Source organism: Halovivax cerinus (assembly GCF_024498195.1).
GTDB lineage: Archaea > Halobacteriota > Halobacteria > Halobacteriales > Natrialbaceae > Halovivax > Halovivax cerinus.
This window is the reverse complement of record NZ_CP101824.1, coordinates 2,165,905-2,184,828: the sequence shown is the minus strand read 5'-3', so window position 1 is coordinate 2,184,828 and position 18,924 is coordinate 2,165,905. Positions and strand designations below refer to the sequence as shown.

Here is an 18,924-nt window from a genome sequence, read left to right as displayed (position 1 = left end):
CATGGATCTTACAAACGATTTCCAACAAGGTATAAAAATATAGTCGTGGTTGTTCTAAAATAGGCTACTACAGTTCTACCTAGTTCGATCCCTCTGCCTCGGTCCGGTGTTTCGACTCACTCCAGTCCGGTGACGACGTCGTCCGGATCGACGTCGAAGTCGCCGCCCCAGGCGAGGTCGTCAGAGCCACCGCCTCCGCCGCCGAACTCCTCGGTCAGCTCCCGGAGAATCGCCTCGGCGTCGGCGTCGTCGCCAGCGGCCACGACGGCGAACGGCGAGTCGGACTCGCCGGCGATCACCACGACGTCCGCGACCGTGCCGGCGACTTCGTGTGCGACGTCGCCCGCATCGTCCGCGTCCACGACGCCCGCCGTCGTCGCGACCCAGGTACGGCCGTTGCGGCGGAACGGTTCCGCGCTCTCGATCCGGGTCTTGACCAGTTCACGCTGGAGCGTGCCGACCGAGTCGGCGAGTTCCTCGCGCTCGGATTCGAGTCGCGACAGTTCGCCCGTCGCCTCGCCAAGCGGGACGCCGAGCTGGCGGCTCGCTGCGAACGTGACGCGCTTTTCGGTCTCGCGGCGCTCGATCGCGCGCGGACCGACCGCGAGTTCCACGCCGACCCGGCCGGGCTTCGGCACCACCTTTCCGAGGACGGTCACGGGACCGATCTCCCGCGTGTTTCGAACGTGCGTCCCGCCGCAGGCGGCCACGTCCCAGACGTCGCGGGAGGCGTTGATCGTGTTGGCTCCGCCGCCGTCGGCGTCGCCGATGGTGACGACGCGGACACGTCCCTTTTCGAACGCCGTCTCCTCGGTGTCCGACGACAGGACGATCTCGTCCGTCTCTCGGGCGTCGGCGACGGGCATCGAATCCCACGAGACGGGCCGGGACTCCCAGACCGCTCGATTCACGAGTTCGTCGAGCGCCACCAGCGCGTCGTCGTCGACGCGGTCGTCGGTGTCGACGTCGAGCCGGACGCGACTGTCCCCGATCTCGAGGCCGGCGTACGTCACGTCGTCGAACACGCGGCGAGCCGCTCCGAAGAGAACGTGGCCCGCCGTGTGCGCGCGCATGCAGTACATCCGCGCGTCCCAGTCGATCGAACACAGCACCCGTTTCCCGGCGCTAAATCGGGGTTCCGCCTCCAGGACGTGGACGTGCTCGCCGTCCTCGATCCGCACGTCGACGACCGACACGTCGCCGATCGTGCCACGGTCCGCAGGCTGGCCACCGCTCTCGGCGAAGAAGTGCGTCGAGTCGAGCCAGACGCGACGGCCGTCGACGGCCGTCACTTCGGTCTCGAATCGCGTCGCGTACGGTTCGGCGGCTGCCCGTTGCCCGCTCATCGCACACCACTCCGTCCGGATCGCTTAAAAATCTGCTCGCCGATTCCCGTCGAATCCGGTCCGTTCGGCCCCAACAGTTACGGTCTCGAAAATTCCGACCCCGGTGATGCTACCGACGAGCGGGTTCACCCGCGCCGACCGGCGACCTCACTCGGCGAGCTGGACGTCGAGCCGGTCTTCGAGCGCTTCGATCAAGCCGCCGCCGACACCGGCCTGGGTCGCTCGACCCTGCTCGATCGCGAGCAGGTCCGACTCGGGAACGCCGAGGTCGTCGGCGAGTTCCTCGCGCGTTTGTCCGGCGTCCTGTCGGGCGGATTCGAGGACGTCACCGTAGTCCGAAACGAGGTAGGGCAGCGGGTCGTCGTCGTAGTTCGTTCCCTCGCGCTCCCAGTGTTCCGAATCGCCATCCCAGACGGGGTTCGCCTTCGCGACGTTCTGGGCCGCTTTCTTCTTGCGGCTGGTCTCGTCCCGGTCGCGACCGCCGCCACCGCTCGACGACGTCGACGAGCGCGACTCGTCGCCGTGCGAGGCGCAGTTCGAACAGACCTCCAGCTCCGCACCCGCGACTGTCTGGCGCGTCAGCGAGTTGCTCTCGGCGCCACAGAGCTCGCAGTTCGTCCCGCCTCCGGCCGTCGAGGAGCCGGTCGAGTACTTAGCCATGGGAGTGCTTCGCACCAGCAGCATTTCAATGGACCGCCTCGGTCCACCTGCGGCGGGCGAAAAAGAACACGCTTTTATATCGACCCACGGGTAGGAAGTAACGCCGCAACAGCACGCGAGCGTGGGTAGCCAAGCTAGGCCAACGGCGCAGCGTTGAGGGCGCTGTCCCGTAGGGGTCCGCCGGTTCAAATCCGGTCCCACGCATCGCACGCGTCGCCGAAGGCGACGAAACGCGAGACGGCACAGCCGTCGAGCGTCGATGCAGGTGGAGTCCCTTGGGACTGCACCCACGCACATTTCCTACAGCAGATCACTGTCGGAGAGGAATCAATGCTGTTGAGGGCGCTGTCCCGTCTGGGTCCGCCGGTGAGCAGTCGCAACGCGACTGCGAACGTCGTCACGAAGCGAACGCGACGAGACGCGGCTACGCCTCGCCGTTCGCGTCCGTGTCGCTGACCATCTGGAGGCGCTCGATGCCGCCGATCTCAGCGACGACCTCGACGACGGCACCGGGAACGAGCGACTCCCAGTCGCCGTCGTCGATCATTCGCTCGCGCACCTCGCTCCCCTCGAGGACGTGGCGATTGTACATCGGGGACTGACGAACCTCGACCCCGGCCTCGCGGAAGAGCTGGATGACGAGCGGGTTGTTGGCGTAGGCGACGTCGAAGTGCGGGCTCATGCTCTCGACGTGGCTCACCCAGACGGCGTTGCGATCCAGGTCCTCGATCGGAACGGCGTAGGTGACGAGATCCAGTGCGGCGAGACTCTTGGTGATCATCATGATACGCTCGCCCGCGGTGAACGGATTCCGCGTCGAGTGCGAGGCGTCGGCACTCCCGATACCGAGGACGAGTTCGTCGACCTCGTCGGCGATCCGTTCGACGACGCTGTAGTGGCCGTCGTGGAACGGCTGGAAGCGCCCGATGTAGATACCCCGCGTCATACCGCATGCGTCGAGAGCCCGGCGCTTAAGGGTGACGAGAGGCGGCGCCAGTCGGGAAGTGCGCAAACACGTCCTTCAGGCCTGTACACGCCCGAATACGGCAGAAGGAGAGGGAGAAAGTATATCAGTGCGAGTCCCTTCGGTAGAGGTAGCAACCAGCCCCTTATGAGTAACGACACGAACGACACCGATCCCCCGGACGAGGGGACCGACGCGTCCGAGACGGAGACAGAGGAGGCCGCCGACGAGCAGCCACCTCGCGACGTCCTCGCGCCGTCGGACGACGTACCGGTGACGGCGTCGGCCGATGCCGAAGCGGACGCCGACGCGACAGAGGAGTCGACGCCGTCGTCGGACGAAACCGACGAGACGTCGGACGACTCGGACGCGCCTACGGACGAGTCCGGCGATACCGACCCCGATCCGGACGACGTCCCGGACGACATCTGGCGCGAACTCGAAGACGAGCCTACTCCGGGCGACGGGACCGCCGACGACGACCCAGCGACGGGCGAGGGCGTCTACGGCGAGTACGACGACGAACCGGAGACCGTCGAGACGATCGACGATCTCGGAAGCGAGGTCACCGTCGACGCCGATCTCGAGATCGACGAGGACGAGGAGGACAACTTACTCGGCGGCCTCCGGATCGACTCGACCGACGAGATCGAGGTTCCAGACCGGCTGGTCGATCAGGTGATCGGCCAGGACGAGGCGCGCGACATCATCATCAAGGCGGCCAAGCAGCGCCGCCACGTGATGATGATCGGCTCGCCTGGTACCGGCAAGTCGATGCTCGCGAAGGCGATGAGCCAGCTCCTCCCGCAGGAAGACCTCCAGGACATCCTGGTCTACCACAACCCGGACGACGGCAACGAGCCGAAGGTCCGGACGGTCCCGGCGGGCAAGGGCGAGCAGATCATCGACGCCCACAAGGAGGAAGCCCGCAAGCGAAAGCAGATGCGTTCGATCCTGATGTGGGTCATCATCGCCATCGTGGTGGTGTACGCGTTCATCACCGGGCCCCTCCTCCTCGGCGTCATCGCCGCGGTGGTCATCTGGCTGTTCTTCCGCTACACCTCCCGCGGGATGGACGCCATGGTGCCCAACATGATCGTCAACAACGGCGAGCAGCGCGTCGCGCCGTTCGAGGACGCGACGGGTGCCCACGCCGGTGCGCTGCTGGGCGACGTCCGCCACGACCCGTTCCAGTCCGGCGGCATGGAGACCCCGAGTCACGACCGCGTGGAACCTGGGTCCATCCACAAGGCCAACAAAGGCGTGCTGTTCGTCGACGAGATGAACACGCTCGATATCCGCACCCAGCAGAAGCTGATGACGGCCATCCAGGAGGGTGAGTTCTCGATCACCGGCCAGTCCGAGCGTTCCTCGGGCGCGATGGTCCAGACCGAGCCCGTCCCGACGGACTTCATCATGATCGCGGCGGGGAACCTGGACGCGATGGAGAACATGCACCCCGCGCTGCGCTCGCGGATCAAGGGCTACGGCTACGAGGTGTACATGGACGACACCATCGAGGACACGCCCGAGATGCGCCGGAAGTACGTCCGCTTCATCGCCCAGGAAGTCGAACGCGACGGGCGCCTGCCCCACTTCGACCGCGAGGCGGTCGAGGAACTCATGCTGGAGGCCCGCCGTCGCGCTGGCCGCAAGGATCACCTCACGCTGCTGTTCCGTAACCTCGGTGGACTGGTCCGCGTCGCCGGCGACATCGCCCGCGCGGAGGATCGCGAGTACACGACGCGCGAGGACGTCCTCCAGGCGAAGAAGCGCTCGCGCTCGATCGAACAGCAACTCGCCGACGACTACATCGATCGGCGCAAGGACTACGAACTGCAGGTCAACGAGGGCGGCGTCGAGGGCCGCGTCAACGGCCTCGCAGTCATGGGCGAGGACTCGGGCATCATGCTCCCCGTCATGGCCGAAGTGACGCCCGCACAGGGGCCCGGCCGGGTCATCGCGACCGGCCAGCTGAAGGAGATGGCCCAGGAGTCCGTCCAGAACGTCTCCGCGATCATCAAGAAGTTCTCCGACGAGGACCTCTCGACGGGCGTCCCCGGCTGGGAGGAAGATCGCTACGGGGCGAGCGACTATCCCGACTCTTCGTTGGCCGGCACGGACGTCCACATCCAGTTCGTCCAGGCCGGACAGCAAGGTGTCGACGGCGACTCGGCCTCGATCACGGTCGCGACCGCCGTCATCTCCGCGCTCGAGGACGTCCCGGTCGACCAGTCGGTCGCGATGACCGGTTCGCTGTCGGTTCGGGGCGACGTACTGCCCGTCGGCGGCGTGACGCACAAGATCGAGGCCGCCGCGAAGTCCGGCATCAAGACGGTCATCATCCCGAAGGCCAACGAGCAGGACGTCATGATCGAGGACGAGTACGAGGAGATGGTCGACATCATCCCCGTCTCGAACATCAGCGAGGTCCTAGACGTCGCACTGATGGGCGAACCCGAGAAGGATTCGCTACTCGACCGGCTGAAGTCGATCACCAACACGGCGTTCGACAGCCAGGTGAGCGGAACCGGTAGCTCGAACCCGAGCCCCCAGTAACGCGATGGTCCGGTGGGTGGCGTTCGCGGTGATCGTCACCCTGCTGACCACAGTGATGGTCTGGCTCTCCCTTCTGACGCAGCGGTCGATCACGCCCATCGAGTCGACTCGATCCGACGAGACGACTCTATCGACCGCGGTCGACTCACGAGCGATGGTGGGGCGCGACGACGGAGAAGCGTGGACGGGACGCGACGATGGAGACGACCGGTCCGACCACGAAGACGGAGCGGCGTGGGTGGATCAGGCTGCGAACATCGAGCCGGCAGATCGCGACGGCGAACGAGGCAGGTCCGGCGACCACGACACCGACGGTGGGTCGAGCGCCGACTCCCCGGCAGTCGAGACGACCGCCGCGGAGGTGCGCGACGGCGTCCGCTCCGGCGCGACAGTGCGTTCGTCAGCCGGGGAGTGGACCGATCGAGCGACGTCGGCGACGCAGTCGTCGCCGGACCGGATCGTCGCTCGCGCCCGCGGCGTTCCGATCACGAGTCGCGGACTGTTGCTGAACGCGCTGGCCACGCAGGGGCTCTTTCTGGCGCTCGTGGCTGGCGCCATCGTGCTGACCGGCGTACCCGCAGACGCGCTTGGAATTGCGCTCTCGCACGACGCGATCGTACCGGACCTCGGTCTCGGACTCGGCGCCGGTCTCGGTCTCTACGCTGCGAGCGAAGGTGGGAGCCGCCTCATCCGACGGCTCGGCGTCGACCACGACGAGTGGCTCCGCGAGAGCCTCGCGCCGGCCCGCCGTCGCGACTGGTTCCTCCTGTTCGGCGTCGTGTTACCCGTGATCGCGATCTTCGAGGAGCTGCTCTTCCGCGGCGTCCTGATCGGAGCGTTCGCGACCGGCTTCGGTATCTCACCGTGGCTCCTGGCGATCGGCTCCTCGGTGCTGTTCGCGATCGGTCACGGAATCCAGGGGAGGGCCGGGATCGTCGTCACGGGCGTGATCGGATTCGCGCTGGCGGGCCTGTTCGTCCTCTCGGAGAGTCTGGTGGCCGTCGTCACCGCCCACTACCTGCTGAACGCGTTCGAGTTCGCCGTTCACGAGGGCTTCGGTCTCGATCGATAGCCGGAGTGAGCGCCGGTCCGCGGAGTGGTGACGGGCTCCCCCGAGTATCGGCGCTACTAATGCGCTGCGGGCGAACGTGTGCCCATGAATCAGCTTCGGACCGCGCCCGCGTGGACGCAGCGAGTGCTCCTCGTCGGTGTCGTCGCATACTTCGCGACCTGGATCGGCTCCATCGCCCTCGAATCGTCGCTCCTCGGACTGGCGAGTGCGGCGCTCTTCGGGTTCATCGCCGCTGGAATCGGCGTGGTAGTGATCACCGAGGCCAGCGAGGGAGAGACCATCCTGCTGATCGGTGGTGCTGGGCTCGCACTCGGCGGACTGGCGGAACTCGTCTGGGTTGCCGGGTTGCTGGCCGGGGTCGTGATCACCGTCGCGAGCCAGGTGGCGTCGCTGCTCGTCTTCGGTGGGCTCCTCGCGTACGTCTACGCCGTCTGGATCGCCGGCTAGGACACGCGGCCGGCACGTGATGTGGACGTGATCGTGACGAAGAGAGAGAGAGAGAGAGAGAGAGAGAGACGCGGTGCGTGGCGGTGTGCGCCCGTCGACTAGAGACCTTCGAGCGACCTGAGTCGTTGCTCGACGGACGGCGGGGCAGCGCTCGGTCCGTCGCGGACGCGGTGGTCGGGGATGAGAAGTGGCGCCGGATTCGCCTCGAGCGCCGTTCGAACGAGGATCAGATCGTCCTCGTCGTCCGGGTCGACGTCTGGCGTCATCGCGGCGAGACCGGCGACGTCGATGCTCTCGCCGTAGGGGATCGTCCGAACCTGCTCGAGCACGGAACGCTGGTCGGTCGGCACGGTCAGCGCCACGGTGACGTCGTCGAACGAGACGTCCGAGACGCCGTCGAGGTACTCGACGATCCGATCGAGAACGGGATGGTCCGACGTGGCATCCGCGTCCGGCTGGGCCGGAAACGAGACGGAGAGCACGCGACCGCTCGCGATTCCGACCTGCACGTAGCCGTCGAGAAAGGGAACCTCACGCGCGTAGATCCCAGCGTCTTCCATGTCGGGTCGGAGGTGAGCGACCCCCTTGAAGATTCGGTCCCGTCGGTCGTCGGCCACGAGTTCATCGTCGGTCAGCCTGGTCTCCAGTTCGTCGTCGGTCCCCGGACCGCGGCGAGACGCGCAAGCCTTATGTATAAATCAGTACATTGGTGTACGATGATGACTTGTAACGAACTCGCCGCGCCAGTTCGGTCGATCCTGACGGCGGCGAGAGACCGATCGCAGCCGGATGGAACACCCCTCGCCGTGTCGCCGCGGTCACTCCCCCAGGCGATACGGGACGCCGAATCCGACGGCCGGGTCCCGATCGTCGCCGAGATCAAACCGACGAGTCCGACGACCGACGGGAGACGAACCGACGATCCCGTCGAGCTGGCCCGGGCGATGATAGCGGGCGGCGCAACCGCGCTCTCGGTACTGACGGAACCGGATCACTTCGGGGGGTCGCCGGAGGCCCTCGAACGCGTCCGCCAGGCTGTCGACGTCCCGGTCCTCAGGAAGGACTTCATTCTCCGCGAGGAGCATCTCGACGTCGTCGCCGCCGACCTCGTCCTGGTGATCGCTCGGTTCGTCGATGACCTCCCCGGACTGGTCACCGCCGCCCGGGATCGAGGCTTCCAGGTGCTGGTGGAAGTACACACCCGCGAGGAACTACGCGCGGCGCTCGACGCCGGCGCGCGATTCGTCGGTATCAACAATCGCGATCTGGCCGCCCTCGAGGTCGACCTCTCGACGTTCGAGCACGTCGTCGGGTCGACCGGGGACGGTGGGACGGCGAACGGGCTCGCCGCGGCCGACAATCTCACGGATCGACTCGCGGACGTCACGCTCGTCGCCGAGAGTGGTGTGTCGACGCCGGACGACGTGCGCCGACTGCGAGGGGCGGGTGCAGACGCCTTGCTCGTTGGGAGCGCGATAATGGACGGCGACGTGGAGGCGAACACGCGACGGCTGGTCGAGGCCGGACGGCCAGAAGACGGTCGGACCGACGCCGACCCGAAGGCTCGTTCGACCAGCGAACAGGGGGTGGATGCCGCGTGAGTGACTCCTCGATCGGTGGACGCGAGACGATGGCCGACACAGCGGGCCGGTTCGGACCGTACGGTGGCCAGTACGTGCCCGAGGCGCTGGTGCCCGCGCTGGCCGAACTCGTCGACGCCCACGAGCGCTACGTCCTGCACAACGAGGACGGCTTTCGCGACGAACTGCGCGAGCACCTGCGGACCTTCGCCGGCCGGCCGACACCGCTTCAGCGCGCGGACGCCCTGAGCGAGCGCTACGGCCGCGATATCTATCTCAAGCGCGAAGACCTCGTCCACGGCGGTGCGCACAAGCTTAACAACGCGCTCGGGCAGGTCCTCCTCGCGACGTACATGGGCAAAGACCGCGTCATCGCCGAGACCGGTGCCGGCCAGCACGGCACTGCGACGGCGATGGCCGCCGCCCACCTCGACGTGCCCTGCGAGATCTACATGGGCCGGGTCGACGTCAACCGCCAGCGACCCAACGTCTACCGGATGCGGATGAGCGGCGCCGAGGTGACGCCGGTCGATGCCGGCAGCGCGACGCTGAAGGAAGCGATCAACGAGACGATGCGTGACTGGGCGGGCAGCGTCGAGACGACCCACTACGCCGTCGGATCGGTCGTCGGGCCGCACCCATTCCCCGCACTCGTTCGGGACTTCCAGGCCGTCATCGGCGAGGAGATCCGCACCCAGATCCGCGACGAGGCCGCGCGCCTCCCGGACGACGTCGTCGCCTGCGCCGGCGGTGGCTCGAACACGATGGGCACGTTCGCCGCGTTCGTTGAAGACGAGCGGCCTGCGGACGCAGATTCCGAAGGCGACGCCACCGCTGACGTCGCCCTCCACGCCGTCGAAGCCGGCGGCTCCGACCTCGGTATCGACGAGGAGTCCGGCGTGGCGCCGAACTCTGCGTCGCTGTCGACCGGCACCGAGGGCGTCCTCCACGGCGCGCTGACCAAGCTCCTCCAGACCGAGGACGGGCAAGTCGTCGAATCACACAGTATCAGCGCGGGCCTGGACTACGCCGGCGTCGGGCCGGAGCTGGCCGAGCTGGTCGACCGGGACCGGGTGACGCCCGCGACGGTCGACGACGACGCGACGCTCACCGCGTTTCACCGTCTCTCGCGGCTCGAAGGGATTATTCCCGCCCTGGAATCGAGTCACGCGCTCGCCTACCTCGAGGAGACCTGTGGACCGGACGCCGACGCGACGGACGAGGACGGCGACGTGTCCGACAGGAACGACGACGCGTCAGGCAGAGGCGGCGACGTGTCCGACAGGGGCGGCGACGCGTCGGGCGAAACGGGGGACGCCGATCTCGGCGACCTGGTCGTCGTGACCGTCTCCGGACGGGGCGACAAGGATCTGGAGACCGTTCTGGAGGAAACCGACCGGCGCGACATCGAGACCGCGCCCGACGTGGAGGTGTTCGACGGATGAGTGACGACCGACGAGTCGTCGAGACCGACTCGGCGATCGAGGCGGCGATCCGCGAGAACCACCCGGCGCTGATCACCTATCTCACCGCAGGCGATCCGGATCTCGCCTCGACGACGCGCTACGTGGAGGCGCTCGACCGCGGCGGCGCGGACGTGATCGAACTCGGCCTACCGTTCTCGGAGCCCATCGCGGAGGGGCCGACGATCCAGTCGGCGATTTCCCGCGCCCTGGAGGCCGGGACCACACCAGACTCGTTCTTCGACCTCGTCGAATCCATCGAGACGGACGCACCGCTGGTCGTGATGACCTACACGAACCTCCTGATGCAATACGGTCCGGCCGAGTCGGGCACCGACGTCGCGCCCTTCGTCGAGCGGGCCGCCGACGCCGGCCTCGACGGCGTCATCATCCCCGACCTGCCCGCGTCGGAAGCGGGTGGCGTACGCGAGGCCTGCGAGGCCGCGGGACTGGACCTCATCGCGATCGTCGCGCCGACGACCGAGGGCGAGCGTCTGGAGACGCTGCTCTCGACGACGAGCGGATTCGCGTACGTTCAGGCGCGACTGGGGACGACTGGCGCGCGGACCGACGTCTCGACGGCGACCCACGAGAGCCTGAAACGACTGGACGGCGCGGACGTCCCGGTCGCCGTCGGGTTCGGCGTGAGTGAACCCGAACACGCCCGCGAGATCGTCGCCGCCGGGGCCGACGGCGTCGTCGTCGGCAGCGCGCTGGTCGAACTGGCCGCCACGAGCGACGACCCCGAGCGGGCGCTCGAAGCGACGGCGCGCGAACTGAAGCGTGGTGCGCGAGCCGGGACCGACGCGAACGCAATACCGGAACCAGAACGATCATAGTCGAGAGGTTGCTACACAGTCTCAATATGACCGTCGGACGCGACGCGCGGCTGGCCCGGCTACGGACAGGGGATCGGTACCTGATGGTACCGATGGACCACGGCATCACGCTCGGTGCCGTTCGCGGACTGAAAAACATCGAATCGACGATCGACGCGGTGACGCGAGGGGGCGCCGACGCCGTCCTCACGCAGAAGGGAATCGCCCCGCGCGTCCACCCCACCAAGAACGACGCGGGATACGTCGTTCACCTGAACGCCTCGACGACGATCGGTCCCGACGAGAACGACAAACGCCTCACCGGGACGGTCACGGAAGCCGTCCGCGCGGGCGCCGACGCCGTCTCCTTCCACATCAACGTCGGTTCGGACCACGAACCCGACCAGCTGGCCCAGCTCGCCGAGGTCACCGCCGACGCGGACCGCCTCGGCATCCCCGTTCTCGCGATGGCCTACGCCCGCGGGCCCGGCCTCGACGGCGACGAACCCGACGCCCTCGGCCACGCCGTTCGACTCGCCGAGGAGGTCGGCGCCGACCTCGTCAAGACGGGCTACAGCGGCGACGCCGACAGCTTCGAACACGTCGTCGAATCGACGCGCCTGCCCGTCCTCATCGCCGGCGGGTCGCGCGGCTCGGACCGCGAGACCCTGGAGATGGTCCGGGGGGCCGTAGATGGCGGGGCGGCGGGCGTCTCGATGGGCCGATCGATATTCCAGCACGAGGATCCGGAAGCCATCACGCGAGCGGTCTCCGCAGTCGTACACGACGACCAGCGCGTCGAGACGGCGCTGGAGAAAGCAGGCCTCGCCGTCGAGTGCTAAGCAGGCCGTTCCGACGAGTGCTAAGCAGGCCGTGCCCACGAGTGCTAAGCAGGCCGTGCCCACGAGTGCTAAGCAGGCCGTGCCCACGAGTGCTAAGCAGGCCGTGCCCACGAGTGCTAAGCAGGCCGTGCCCACGAGTGCTAAGCAGGCCTCGCCGTCGAGTGCGACGTGGGTGACGGTGCCTCCCGCGTCTGTCAGTTTCGACCGTCGTCACGCAGTCGTTCGACGATCGCCGCACCGACTCGGGCCACGTTTTCCGTCGCCAGCGACACCGACTCGTCGATACCCTCGAAGCTGTCGTGGACGGTCTCGCCCGGCGCGGGCCGGTCGTAGTTCGCCACCGCCCGCAGGCTCAGGTACCGGTCGACGGCGTCGAAGCGAGCGAGCGCGGTCGCCGTCGCGGCGTCTTCCATCTGGGTCGTGACGTAGGGTTCGATGTCGTAGGACCGACAGAGCGAGTCGACCTCGCGAGCGAGGGCGCTGCCGTGCCAGAACTCGTCGCTCGTCACCGTCGAACCGACGCCGACGCGCGGCCCGTGAGCCGGCGATTGCGGGTAGCGGTCCTGGTACGACCGAACAGCGTCGTCCTCGTCTAGGTCGACGTTCTCGGCGGCGGCCGCCGCGAGCGACACCAGGTCGGGATCGAGATCGATCAGTGACGCCTCGGGGAGGTAGGAGAGTTGCTCGATTGCGATCGGAGCGTGGTCGTTCGAGTCGGCATCGGGAGGGTGCAGTCCGGAGTCGCGGTCGGCGGTTGTATCGCCAACTTCGGCGGGGTCCCAGCGGTGCTTGCGGTCCCAGTCGAGGATCGCGTCGGCGAGGAATACGGAACCCGGGACCGCACGGGCGGGCGGCGCGCCGGCGATACCCGCGGAGAGCCAGTGCGCGCCGGCGACGTCGAGCCCGTCGGCCCCCCAGAGCGATGCGACCGTGGTTGCTGCCGGGGCCTTTCCAAGTCCGGTCGTCGTCACGGCGACGCCGCCGTCCGGACTGGTCACGTACAGCGGGCCGTCGGTCCCGGGAATGTCGTACGCCGCCTCGATCGAGAGGCGCTCCAACCACGGCGCTCGCTCGTCGAAGGGCGGGTCGAACGCGACAGCCGGGAGGACGACGACCGCTGGTCGGATCGACGCGTTCGGGTCGAGCGGTTCTGGCGTCGGGAGATCGAGCGACGACCGGCCGACCGTCGGACCATCGGGCGTCATCAGTGCCCGTGACGATGCCACCGATACCCGAAAGAGTGCCGGTCGAGCGCACGACATCGGACAGTCTTGTTACCTAGGATACACAACGTGCCCCGAGATCGAAACGATCACGGTCGGACGCTTCGGACCGAAACACGTGTCGCGGATCGCCCCGACGAACGAGGAGATCCTCGCCCACGCTCGCGTCCACGCCCGGTCGGTCGCCGACGAGATCGGCGTCGACATAGACGCGGTCGACTGGGCGGTCTCGCCGCGTGCCAAGCGTCGCGCCGGCGCGTGCCGGTGGAACGCAGACGAGGAGACGGCGACGATCGTCATCTCGCGGCGGGCCTACGAGACGTTCGAGCGCGACGCGTTCGAGGCGGTCGTCCGCCACGAACTGATCCACGCCTGGGAGTTTCAGCGCTTCGGCGAGTCGGACCACGGCCCGCGGTTTCGCGAGCGCGCGGACGAGTTCGACGTCTCCGTCCACTGCGAATCCTTCACGAAACCGCGGTATCGACTCCGTTGCCGGCAGTCAGACTGTGACTGGACCCTGCGACGGCATCGGGCGTCGAAACCAGTCACGTCGCCGGATCGCTACCACTGCGGCGACTGCGGGGGCTCGCTCGTCGTCGAACACGTCGAGAGCGGCCGCACCTGGACGACCACGAACGAGTACGACGATGCGCGGGCGGCCCTGGGCGACGACTGGTAGCCGCGGTCCGAGCGCGATCGGACGGCGGAGCCGTCACGACCGATCGCGACGGACGGGCACGTTCGAACGCGAACGGGCGAGCGTGACCACACGACGAACCCGAGCGCGTCGAGTCGAGACGGGGGACTTTATTCGGTGCCGGGAGAACGAGGTGTATGGGACTGCTGGAGCGATTGCGCGGAGAGGGGAACACGGCGCGGTTCGACGACGTCGAGGCCGACGTCACCTACACAGTCTCGCCGGCGAGCCACACGATCGCCTTCGCGATCGCCGTGTCGGCCGCCGAGCGCGACGCGCTGGCCGACCTCGTGCGCGCGGACGAGACGGCCACAGGCCACGAAGAGACGCTAACCACGGCGGTCTCGGCGGCCCTCGACGACGAGGTGGCCGACCCCGACGCCGTCGTCGACCGGATCCGACGACCGCGCCGCGTCGCCGCAGCCGTCGCTGAGACGTGGGAGGAGTTGCTGACGGACGATCCGGACGTAGTCTACCTGCCGGTCGGAATGGCGGGCGAACTGGCTGCGTTCGTGGCCACGTGTCGCGAACGCGACGCGAACGCAGACGATTCGTTCACCCTCCCGGATACCTTCGAGCGGGTCGCGTCACTGGTGGTTCGGATCAAGGGGGCGACGGAGCGACCGGACAACCGAATCGTCGTCCACCGCGATCGGGTGCCCGCGGTCGAACCGACGGTGCGGTCCGGTGTGGACGAGCCGTCTCAGAGCAGCGCCGAGAGGGCAGAAAGCGAGGAGAGTTCGTAGGTCGGTTCGTGCTGTGAATCAGCGGTGGGATCACCGGCACCGACGTCGTGGCCCGCGGCCAGCCAGGCCGAATCCATCCCGACCGCGTTCGCGCCGGCGACGTCCGCGTAGGGCGCGTCGCCGACGTGGATCGTGCGCTCCGGCGTCGCGCCGAGCGAGGTGAGCGCGCGCTCGAACGGGACGGGATCGGGTTTCGGCGGGACGCCGTCGTCAGGGTCGACGAAGACGGAGACGTCGAACGCGTCCTCGATCCCGAGAGTTTCGAGTTTCGGAACCTGCGTCGGTCGGCTGCCGTTCGTGATCAATCCCACAGCGTCGGTCGCGGCGCGCGCCCGGTCGAGTATTCGAGCGGCCCCGTCGCGAAAGCGAACCGCGCTCGGGTCGTACGCATCGAGATAGGCGTCGGTCAGCGCGGCGGCGACGGCGTCGTCGTGGCCTGCTTCGGACGCGGCGAGCGAGAAGAGGTTCTCGTGGAACGTTCGATCGGTGAACGCTGGCTGTACGCGCGGGAGGAGTGCCTGCAGGTCGGCGTGTGAGCAGAACGGTTCGCGGCCGGTCCGGTCGAACGCGGTCTCGAGGAGGGCGGTGGGGTCCTGCGTCGAGACGCACAGCGTCCGATCGAGGTCGAAGCACACGGCGTCGTAGGCCGACATCTGCGAGAACGAACGGCTGCCCGATATCTAACGGTTGCGTGAGAACTGGTGACGAAGACCGCGTCAGGCGTGGGGCCGGTCCCGGAGGCCATTCGGAGACGATCACGCTATCCGCCACGTTCAAGCCGGTCCCGCCCGAGCGTCGAGACATGACACGCGAAGTCTGGGTGAAAGCCGACGACAGCGTCGGCGAGTGGGAGGCCCGTCGCGATCGGATCACGGCCGCCCTCGAAGCCGGTGCTGACTGGGTCTTAGTCGACGAATCCGACGTCGAGCGCGTCCGCGAACTCGGCGACATCCGCGTCGCCGCCTTCCGAACCGACGGCGACGTCTCGCTGATCGACGACGCGGAAGCCGAGGAGACGGACGCACGGCCCGACGTCTCCGTCGTCGGCAAAGACGGCGAGGGCGACGGAACCATCTCGCTGCCGACCGACTACGCAGGGTCGGCGGACCTCTCGACGCTCCGACGCGACGGCGAGGTACCGGGTGGTGCATACGTCACCATCGCAGGCGAGGAGTACGAGGAGTTCGCCGAAGCGGCGGCAACCGACGCGGCGTACACGATCGTGATCGGGGAGGACTGGACCATCATCCCGCTCGAGAATCTGATCGCTCGTATCGGCGAGGAGACCGAGCTCGTCGCCGGCGTGACGAGTGCGGAGGAGGCCCGAACCGCGTTCGAGACGCTGGAGCTCGGCGCCGACGCGGTGCTCGTCGACACCGACGACCCCGACGAGATCAGGAAGGCGGTCGAGGTTCGCGACGCCGGCGAGCGGGAACAACTCGACCTCACGTGGGGGACGGTCACCTCGATAGAGCAGACCGGCTCGGCGGACCGCGTCTGCGTCGACACCGGTCGCCTGCTCGACGACGACGAGGGAATGCTCGTCGGCTCGATGGCCCGCGGTCTGGTGTTCGTCCACGCCGAGACCGCCGACTCGCCCTACGTCGCCGCCCGTCCGTTCCGGGTGAACGCCGGCGCCGTCCACGCCTACGTCAGGACGACGGATGGCGGAACGAAGTACCTCTCCGAACTCCGGAGCGGCGACGAGGTACAGGTCGTCGACCGCGACGGTCACACCCGTGAAGCCGTCGTCGGCCGGGTAAAGATCGAACAGCGACCGATGTTCCGACTCGCCGTCGACGTCGAGGACGACTCCGTGGAAACGCTCCTGCAGAACGCGGAGACGGTGGCCGTCGCGACGCCCGACGGGCGGACGCCGGTCACCGAGCTGGAAGCGGGCGACGAGATCGGACTCTACTACGAGGACACCGCACGTCACTTCGGCGAGGCCGTGGACGAACAGATCATCGAAAAGTAATCGTCGCAGGCTCGGTCCATCAGTCCGTTCTCACCACCCATCGCCGGCGTCCCTGCGGGTCGGGACGGAGAGCGTCAGTTCGACGTCGCCTCGCCCGCCTCCTCCAGTCGCGTCGTACACCAGTGACAGAACGTCAGGTCTTCGTCGAGCGGTTTGCCGCAGTGCGGACAGGCGGCGACGTCGTCGCCGTCGCCTGGGGCGTCGGTCATCCCGAGCGCCTGCGTACCGGCGTGGACCGCCGCGAACAGCGAGAGAAACGTCAGAGTGAATCGATCGATGGCGTCCGTGCCGTCCTCCATGGTCTCCATCATCTCGGCCGTCGTCTCACTCATCGAGGTCGCGGTCGCCGCGTCCGCGGAGGCGATGGCCCACAGTTCCTCGACCGGGAAGAGGAGAACGATTGAGGTGACGAACAGCGTCCCGAATAGCAGCGCGCGGCCCCAGTCACGGACGAGGACGTGCCCGGCTCCGGGAACGAACAGCGAGAGGCCCGCAGCGACCACGGCACGTATCCAGGACATCGACAGGTACCACAGCTTGAATCTCGGCGCGGTTAATTCCCTCGTTTTTACCGGCGGGACCGGTCGAGCCCGACGGCGTCGAGCGCGTTCGAAAGGGTCGCCAGATCGAGCTGGCCCGGCGCCGTCCGGGCGTCCGGATCGAGCGGTGCGTACGCAATGTGCGAGCCGTAGATTGGCGCCACGACGCGGGTATGCGAGCCGATCGATCCCATGGCCATCGTGGCGACCGTACGGCCCGCGGTCGTCGCGTCGTGGGTCGCCTCGAGGAGTGTGAGCGTGTCCGTGCGATCGGTCGCCGTCACGGCGAGTTTGGCGACGTCGCCGTGTCGACTCGCCTCGGCCAGGAGCGCTTCGAGCGTCCGTCTCCGTGGCGTTCCCCGAAAGTCGTGGATCGATACGACGACCGCGACGTCGCGGTCGCGGGCGGCGTCGAGGACGCGGTCCGCGTCACCGGCCCTGATCGCGGCCAGTTCGACGTCCACCGCGTGGACCGCCTCGCGAGCCGTCGCGGCCGCGAGCGTCTCGATTCGTGCGGTCTCGTTCGACGTCGCCGCGCCGCCTTCCCAGGCCGCCCGATTCGTCGCCAGAATCGGGAGCGAGCCATCGTACGCGTCGAGCTCGGCGAGTGGCTCGTCGGCCCGGTCGAGCCGAAACTCGATCGCGTCCGCGTGTGCCCGAGCCGCCGGCTCGTCGTCGAGCGACGCCGTCGAGACCGCGAGGACGAGCGACTCGAAGTTCATGTCGGACGGATACGAGCTGGGTGGGAGCGATCGTTCGGTTCTGACGGCCGTGTGTGAGAATTCGGAATCCGACCCTTACGCGAGGCCGATCGAGTCCTCGGCTTCGAGGAGTTCGTGGTAGCGATTGCGGATCGTGACCTCGGAGATGTCGGCGACTTCGCTGACGGCCGCCTGGGTGGTCTTCTCGTTGGTGAGTAGGGCGGCGGCGTAGACGGCGGCCGCGGCGAGCCCGACCGGCGACTTTCCGGAGTGGACGCCCTTCTCCTTCGCGTTCTTCAGGAGCGAGCGCGCGCGGTGTTCCGACTCGTCGGAGAGGTCGAGCCCGGAGGCAAAGCGCGGGACGTAGCTCTCGGGGTCGGCCGGCTGTACTTCGAGACCGAGTTCACGGACCACGTAGCGGTAGGTGCGGGCGATCTCGTTCTTCTCGACGCGGCTGACGTCGGCGATCTCGTCGAGCGAGCGGGGAACGCCGGCCTGGCGCGCGGCGGCGTAGACGCAGGCCGTCGAGACGCCCTCGATCGAACGCCCCGGCAGGAGGTCCTCCTCCAGGGCACGACGGTAGATGACAGACGCCGTCTCGCGGACGTTCGTCGGCAGACCGACCGCACTCGCCATACGGTCGATCTCGCCGAGGGCCTGTTTGAGATTCCGTTCCTTCGAGTCGCGCGTCCGGAAGCGCTCGTTCCACTTGCGCAGACGCTGCATCTTCTCTCGCTGGCGCGAACCCAGCGAGTTTCCGTACGCGTCCTTGTTGCGCCAGTCGATGTTGGTCGAAAGCCCCTTGTCGTGCATCGTGTTGGTGGTCGGGGCACCGACGCGGGATTTCTCGTTCTTCTCACTGGCGTCGAATGCGCGCCACTCCGGGCCGCGGTCGACGGAGTCCTCGGCGACGACCAGACCGCAGTCGGCACAGACGGTCTCTCCGTGCTCGTCGTCCGCGACGAGCTGGCCGCTGCACTCGGGGCAGGTGACACGGTCGTGACTCGATTCGTCCTCTCGTTCGGTCGTTCGTTCCTCGTTACGTCGTACTCGGGTGGTCTGGGAGGCGTTCGTCATGCGAGATGTGTGTGCGCTGACCGGGTGAACAGTGGTGCGCGCGGCCAGAGTCGTTGCTATCCCTGTTCAAATACGCGACGCTTAAGTATTTCGGTATCAGGATACGAACGGCCCGGATACGCATATTTTCGCCCGAACGACGAACTCGAACCAAAATATTTATATAAGTTCAACTGTCCGAAGCGTTCGGTCGGGACAACGGTGAATCAAAA

At 67.6% G+C, this 18,924-nt stretch carries 19 protein-coding genes and 1 tRNA gene; 11 read left to right on the top strand and 9 right to left on the bottom strand.

Translation table 11 applies throughout. The features are described from left to right. Positions 1-116 precede the first annotated feature (116 nt). Together NO366_RS10155 and NO366_RS10150 are read right to left on the bottom strand one after the other, a co-directional pair. Positions 117-1,346 carry an alanine--tRNA ligase-related protein gene (locus tag NO366_RS10155; protein ID WP_256530679.1) on the bottom strand — a complete coding sequence of 410 codons (1,230 nt, stop codon included), beginning with the start codon at positions 1,344-1,346 and terminating at the stop codon, positions 117-119. A 147-nt stretch (positions 1,347-1,493) separates the two neighbouring features. After that, positions 1,494-2,006, bottom strand: coding sequence for a helix-turn-helix domain-containing protein (locus NO366_RS10150; protein WP_256530678.1), 513 nt, complete (start codon positions 2,004-2,006; stop codon positions 1,494-1,496). 119 nt (positions 2,007-2,125) lie between these two features. Here NO366_RS10150 and NO366_RS10145 point away from each other — a divergent pair. Beyond that, positions 2,126-2,210: transfer RNA gene (locus tag NO366_RS10145), tRNA-Leu, on the top strand. Between the two features lie 220 nt (positions 2,211-2,430). Here NO366_RS10145 and NO366_RS10140 read toward each other — a convergent pair. Continuing rightward, positions 2,431-2,952, bottom strand: coding sequence for a nicotinamide-nucleotide adenylyltransferase (locus tag NO366_RS10140; RefSeq protein WP_256530677.1), 522 nt, complete (start codon positions 2,950-2,952; stop codon positions 2,431-2,433). 165 nt (positions 2,953-3,117) lie between these two features. On the opposite strand from NO366_RS10140, the gene lonB reads away from it, so the two are divergent. The 3 genes from lonB (at position 3,118) to NO366_RS10125 (ending at position 7,048) form a co-directional block, all read left to right on the top strand. Next, the gene (lonB, locus tag NO366_RS10135) at positions 3,118-5,529 is read left to right on the top strand and encodes an ATP-dependent protease LonB (RefSeq protein ID WP_256530676.1); all 2,412 of its coding nucleotides are present in this window, start codon (positions 3,118-3,120) and stop codon (positions 5,527-5,529) included. 4 nt (positions 5,530-5,533) lie between these two features. After that, the gene (locus NO366_RS10130; protein WP_256530675.1) at positions 5,534-6,601 is read left to right on the top strand and encodes a CPBP family intramembrane glutamic endopeptidase; all 1,068 of its coding nucleotides are present in this window, start codon (positions 5,534-5,536) and stop codon (positions 6,599-6,601) included. An 84-nt stretch (positions 6,602-6,685) separates the two neighbouring features. Next, a complete protein-coding gene (locus NO366_RS10125; RefSeq protein WP_256530674.1) occupies positions 6,686-7,048 on the top strand; it encodes a hypothetical protein in 363 nt (120 codons plus the stop codon). A 98-nt stretch (positions 7,049-7,146) separates the two neighbouring features. On the opposite strand, the gene NO366_RS10120 is transcribed toward NO366_RS10125, so the two are convergent. After that, on the bottom strand, positions 7,147-7,608 hold the full coding sequence (locus tag NO366_RS10120; RefSeq protein ID WP_256530673.1) for an MGMT family protein: 462 nt from the start codon (positions 7,606-7,608) through the stop codon (positions 7,147-7,149). Positions 7,609-7,764: 156 nt separating this feature from the next. Here NO366_RS10120 and trpC point away from each other — a divergent pair, with 156 nt between their 5' ends. Genes trpC through NO366_RS10100 form a run of 4 tightly spaced genes read left to right on the top strand, consistent with a single transcriptional unit; the run spans position 7,765 to position 11,751 of the window. Next, the gene (gene trpC / locus NO366_RS10115; RefSeq protein ID WP_256530672.1) at positions 7,765-8,649 is read left to right on the top strand and encodes an indole-3-glycerol phosphate synthase; all 885 of its coding nucleotides are present in this window, start codon (positions 7,765-7,767) and stop codon (positions 8,647-8,649) included. 29 nt (positions 8,650-8,678) lie between these two features. Then, on the top strand, positions 8,679-10,073 hold the full coding sequence (gene trpB / locus NO366_RS10110) for a tryptophan synthase subunit beta (protein ID WP_256534020.1): 1,395 nt from the start codon (positions 8,679-8,681) through the stop codon (positions 10,071-10,073). Then, on the top strand, positions 10,070-10,930 hold the full coding sequence (gene trpA, locus NO366_RS10105) for a tryptophan synthase subunit alpha (RefSeq protein WP_256530671.1): 861 nt from the start codon (positions 10,070-10,072) through the stop codon (positions 10,928-10,930). The genes trpB and trpA overlap by 4 nt, the downstream gene beginning before the upstream one ends. A 26-nt stretch (positions 10,931-10,956) precedes the next feature. Then, positions 10,957-11,751, top strand: a complete 795-nt coding sequence (locus NO366_RS10100; protein ID WP_256530670.1) for a 2-amino-3,7-dideoxy-D-threo-hept-6-ulosonate synthase — start codon at positions 10,957-10,959, stop codon at positions 11,749-11,751. Positions 11,752-11,945: 194 nt separating this feature from the next. On the opposite strand, the gene NO366_RS10095 is transcribed toward NO366_RS10100, so the two are convergent. Further along, complete coding sequence (locus NO366_RS10095; protein WP_256530669.1) at positions 11,946-12,956, bottom strand: phosphorylase family protein; 1,011 nt, start codon at positions 12,954-12,956, stop codon at positions 11,946-11,948. A 136-nt stretch (positions 12,957-13,092) separates the two neighbouring features. On the opposite strand from NO366_RS10095, the gene NO366_RS10090 reads away from it, so the two are divergent. Both NO366_RS10090 and NO366_RS10085 read left to right on the top strand, forming a co-directional pair. Continuing rightward, the gene (locus NO366_RS10090; protein WP_256530668.1) at positions 13,093-13,653 is read left to right on the top strand and encodes a SprT-like domain-containing protein; all 561 of its coding nucleotides are present in this window, start codon (positions 13,093-13,095) and stop codon (positions 13,651-13,653) included. A gap of 155 nt (positions 13,654-13,808) precedes the next feature. Next, positions 13,809-14,417, top strand: coding sequence for a Rossmann-fold NAD(P)-binding domain-containing protein (locus tag NO366_RS10085; protein WP_256530667.1), 609 nt, complete (start codon positions 13,809-13,811; stop codon positions 14,415-14,417). Here NO366_RS10085 and NO366_RS10080 read toward each other — a convergent pair. After that, positions 14,375-15,070 (bottom strand): HAD family hydrolase, encoded by a 696-nt coding sequence (locus tag NO366_RS10080; protein WP_256530666.1) that lies wholly within the window; start codon positions 15,068-15,070, stop codon positions 14,375-14,377. The two genes, NO366_RS10085 and NO366_RS10080, sit on opposite strands and share 43 nt — an antisense overlap. 149 nt (positions 15,071-15,219) lie before the next feature. Between NO366_RS10080 and NO366_RS10075 the strand changes: the two genes are divergently transcribed. Continuing rightward, positions 15,220-16,395: a 3-dehydroquinate synthase II gene (locus NO366_RS10075; RefSeq protein ID WP_256530665.1), complete on the top strand. Its 1,176-nt coding sequence runs from the start codon at positions 15,220-15,222 to the stop codon at positions 16,393-16,395. A gap of 74 nt (positions 16,396-16,469) precedes the next feature. On the opposite strand, the gene NO366_RS10070 is transcribed toward NO366_RS10075, so the two are convergent. From NO366_RS10070 to NO366_RS10060, 3 genes are all read right to left on the bottom strand, one after another. Continuing rightward, entirely contained in the window at positions 16,470-16,916 is a 447-nt protein-coding gene (locus NO366_RS10070) for a zinc ribbon domain-containing protein (protein WP_256530664.1), read from the bottom strand. A 47-nt stretch (positions 16,917-16,963) separates the two neighbouring features. Further along, complete coding sequence (locus NO366_RS10065; protein ID WP_256530663.1) at positions 16,964-17,656, bottom strand: type I 3-dehydroquinate dehydratase; 693 nt, start codon at positions 17,654-17,656, stop codon at positions 16,964-16,966. A gap of 75 nt (positions 17,657-17,731) precedes the next feature. Beyond that, positions 17,732-18,712 carry a transcription initiation factor IIB gene (locus NO366_RS10060; protein WP_256530662.1) on the bottom strand — a complete coding sequence of 327 codons (981 nt, stop codon included), beginning with the start codon at positions 18,710-18,712 and terminating at the stop codon, positions 17,732-17,734. Positions 18,713-18,924: the final 212 nt, after the last annotated feature.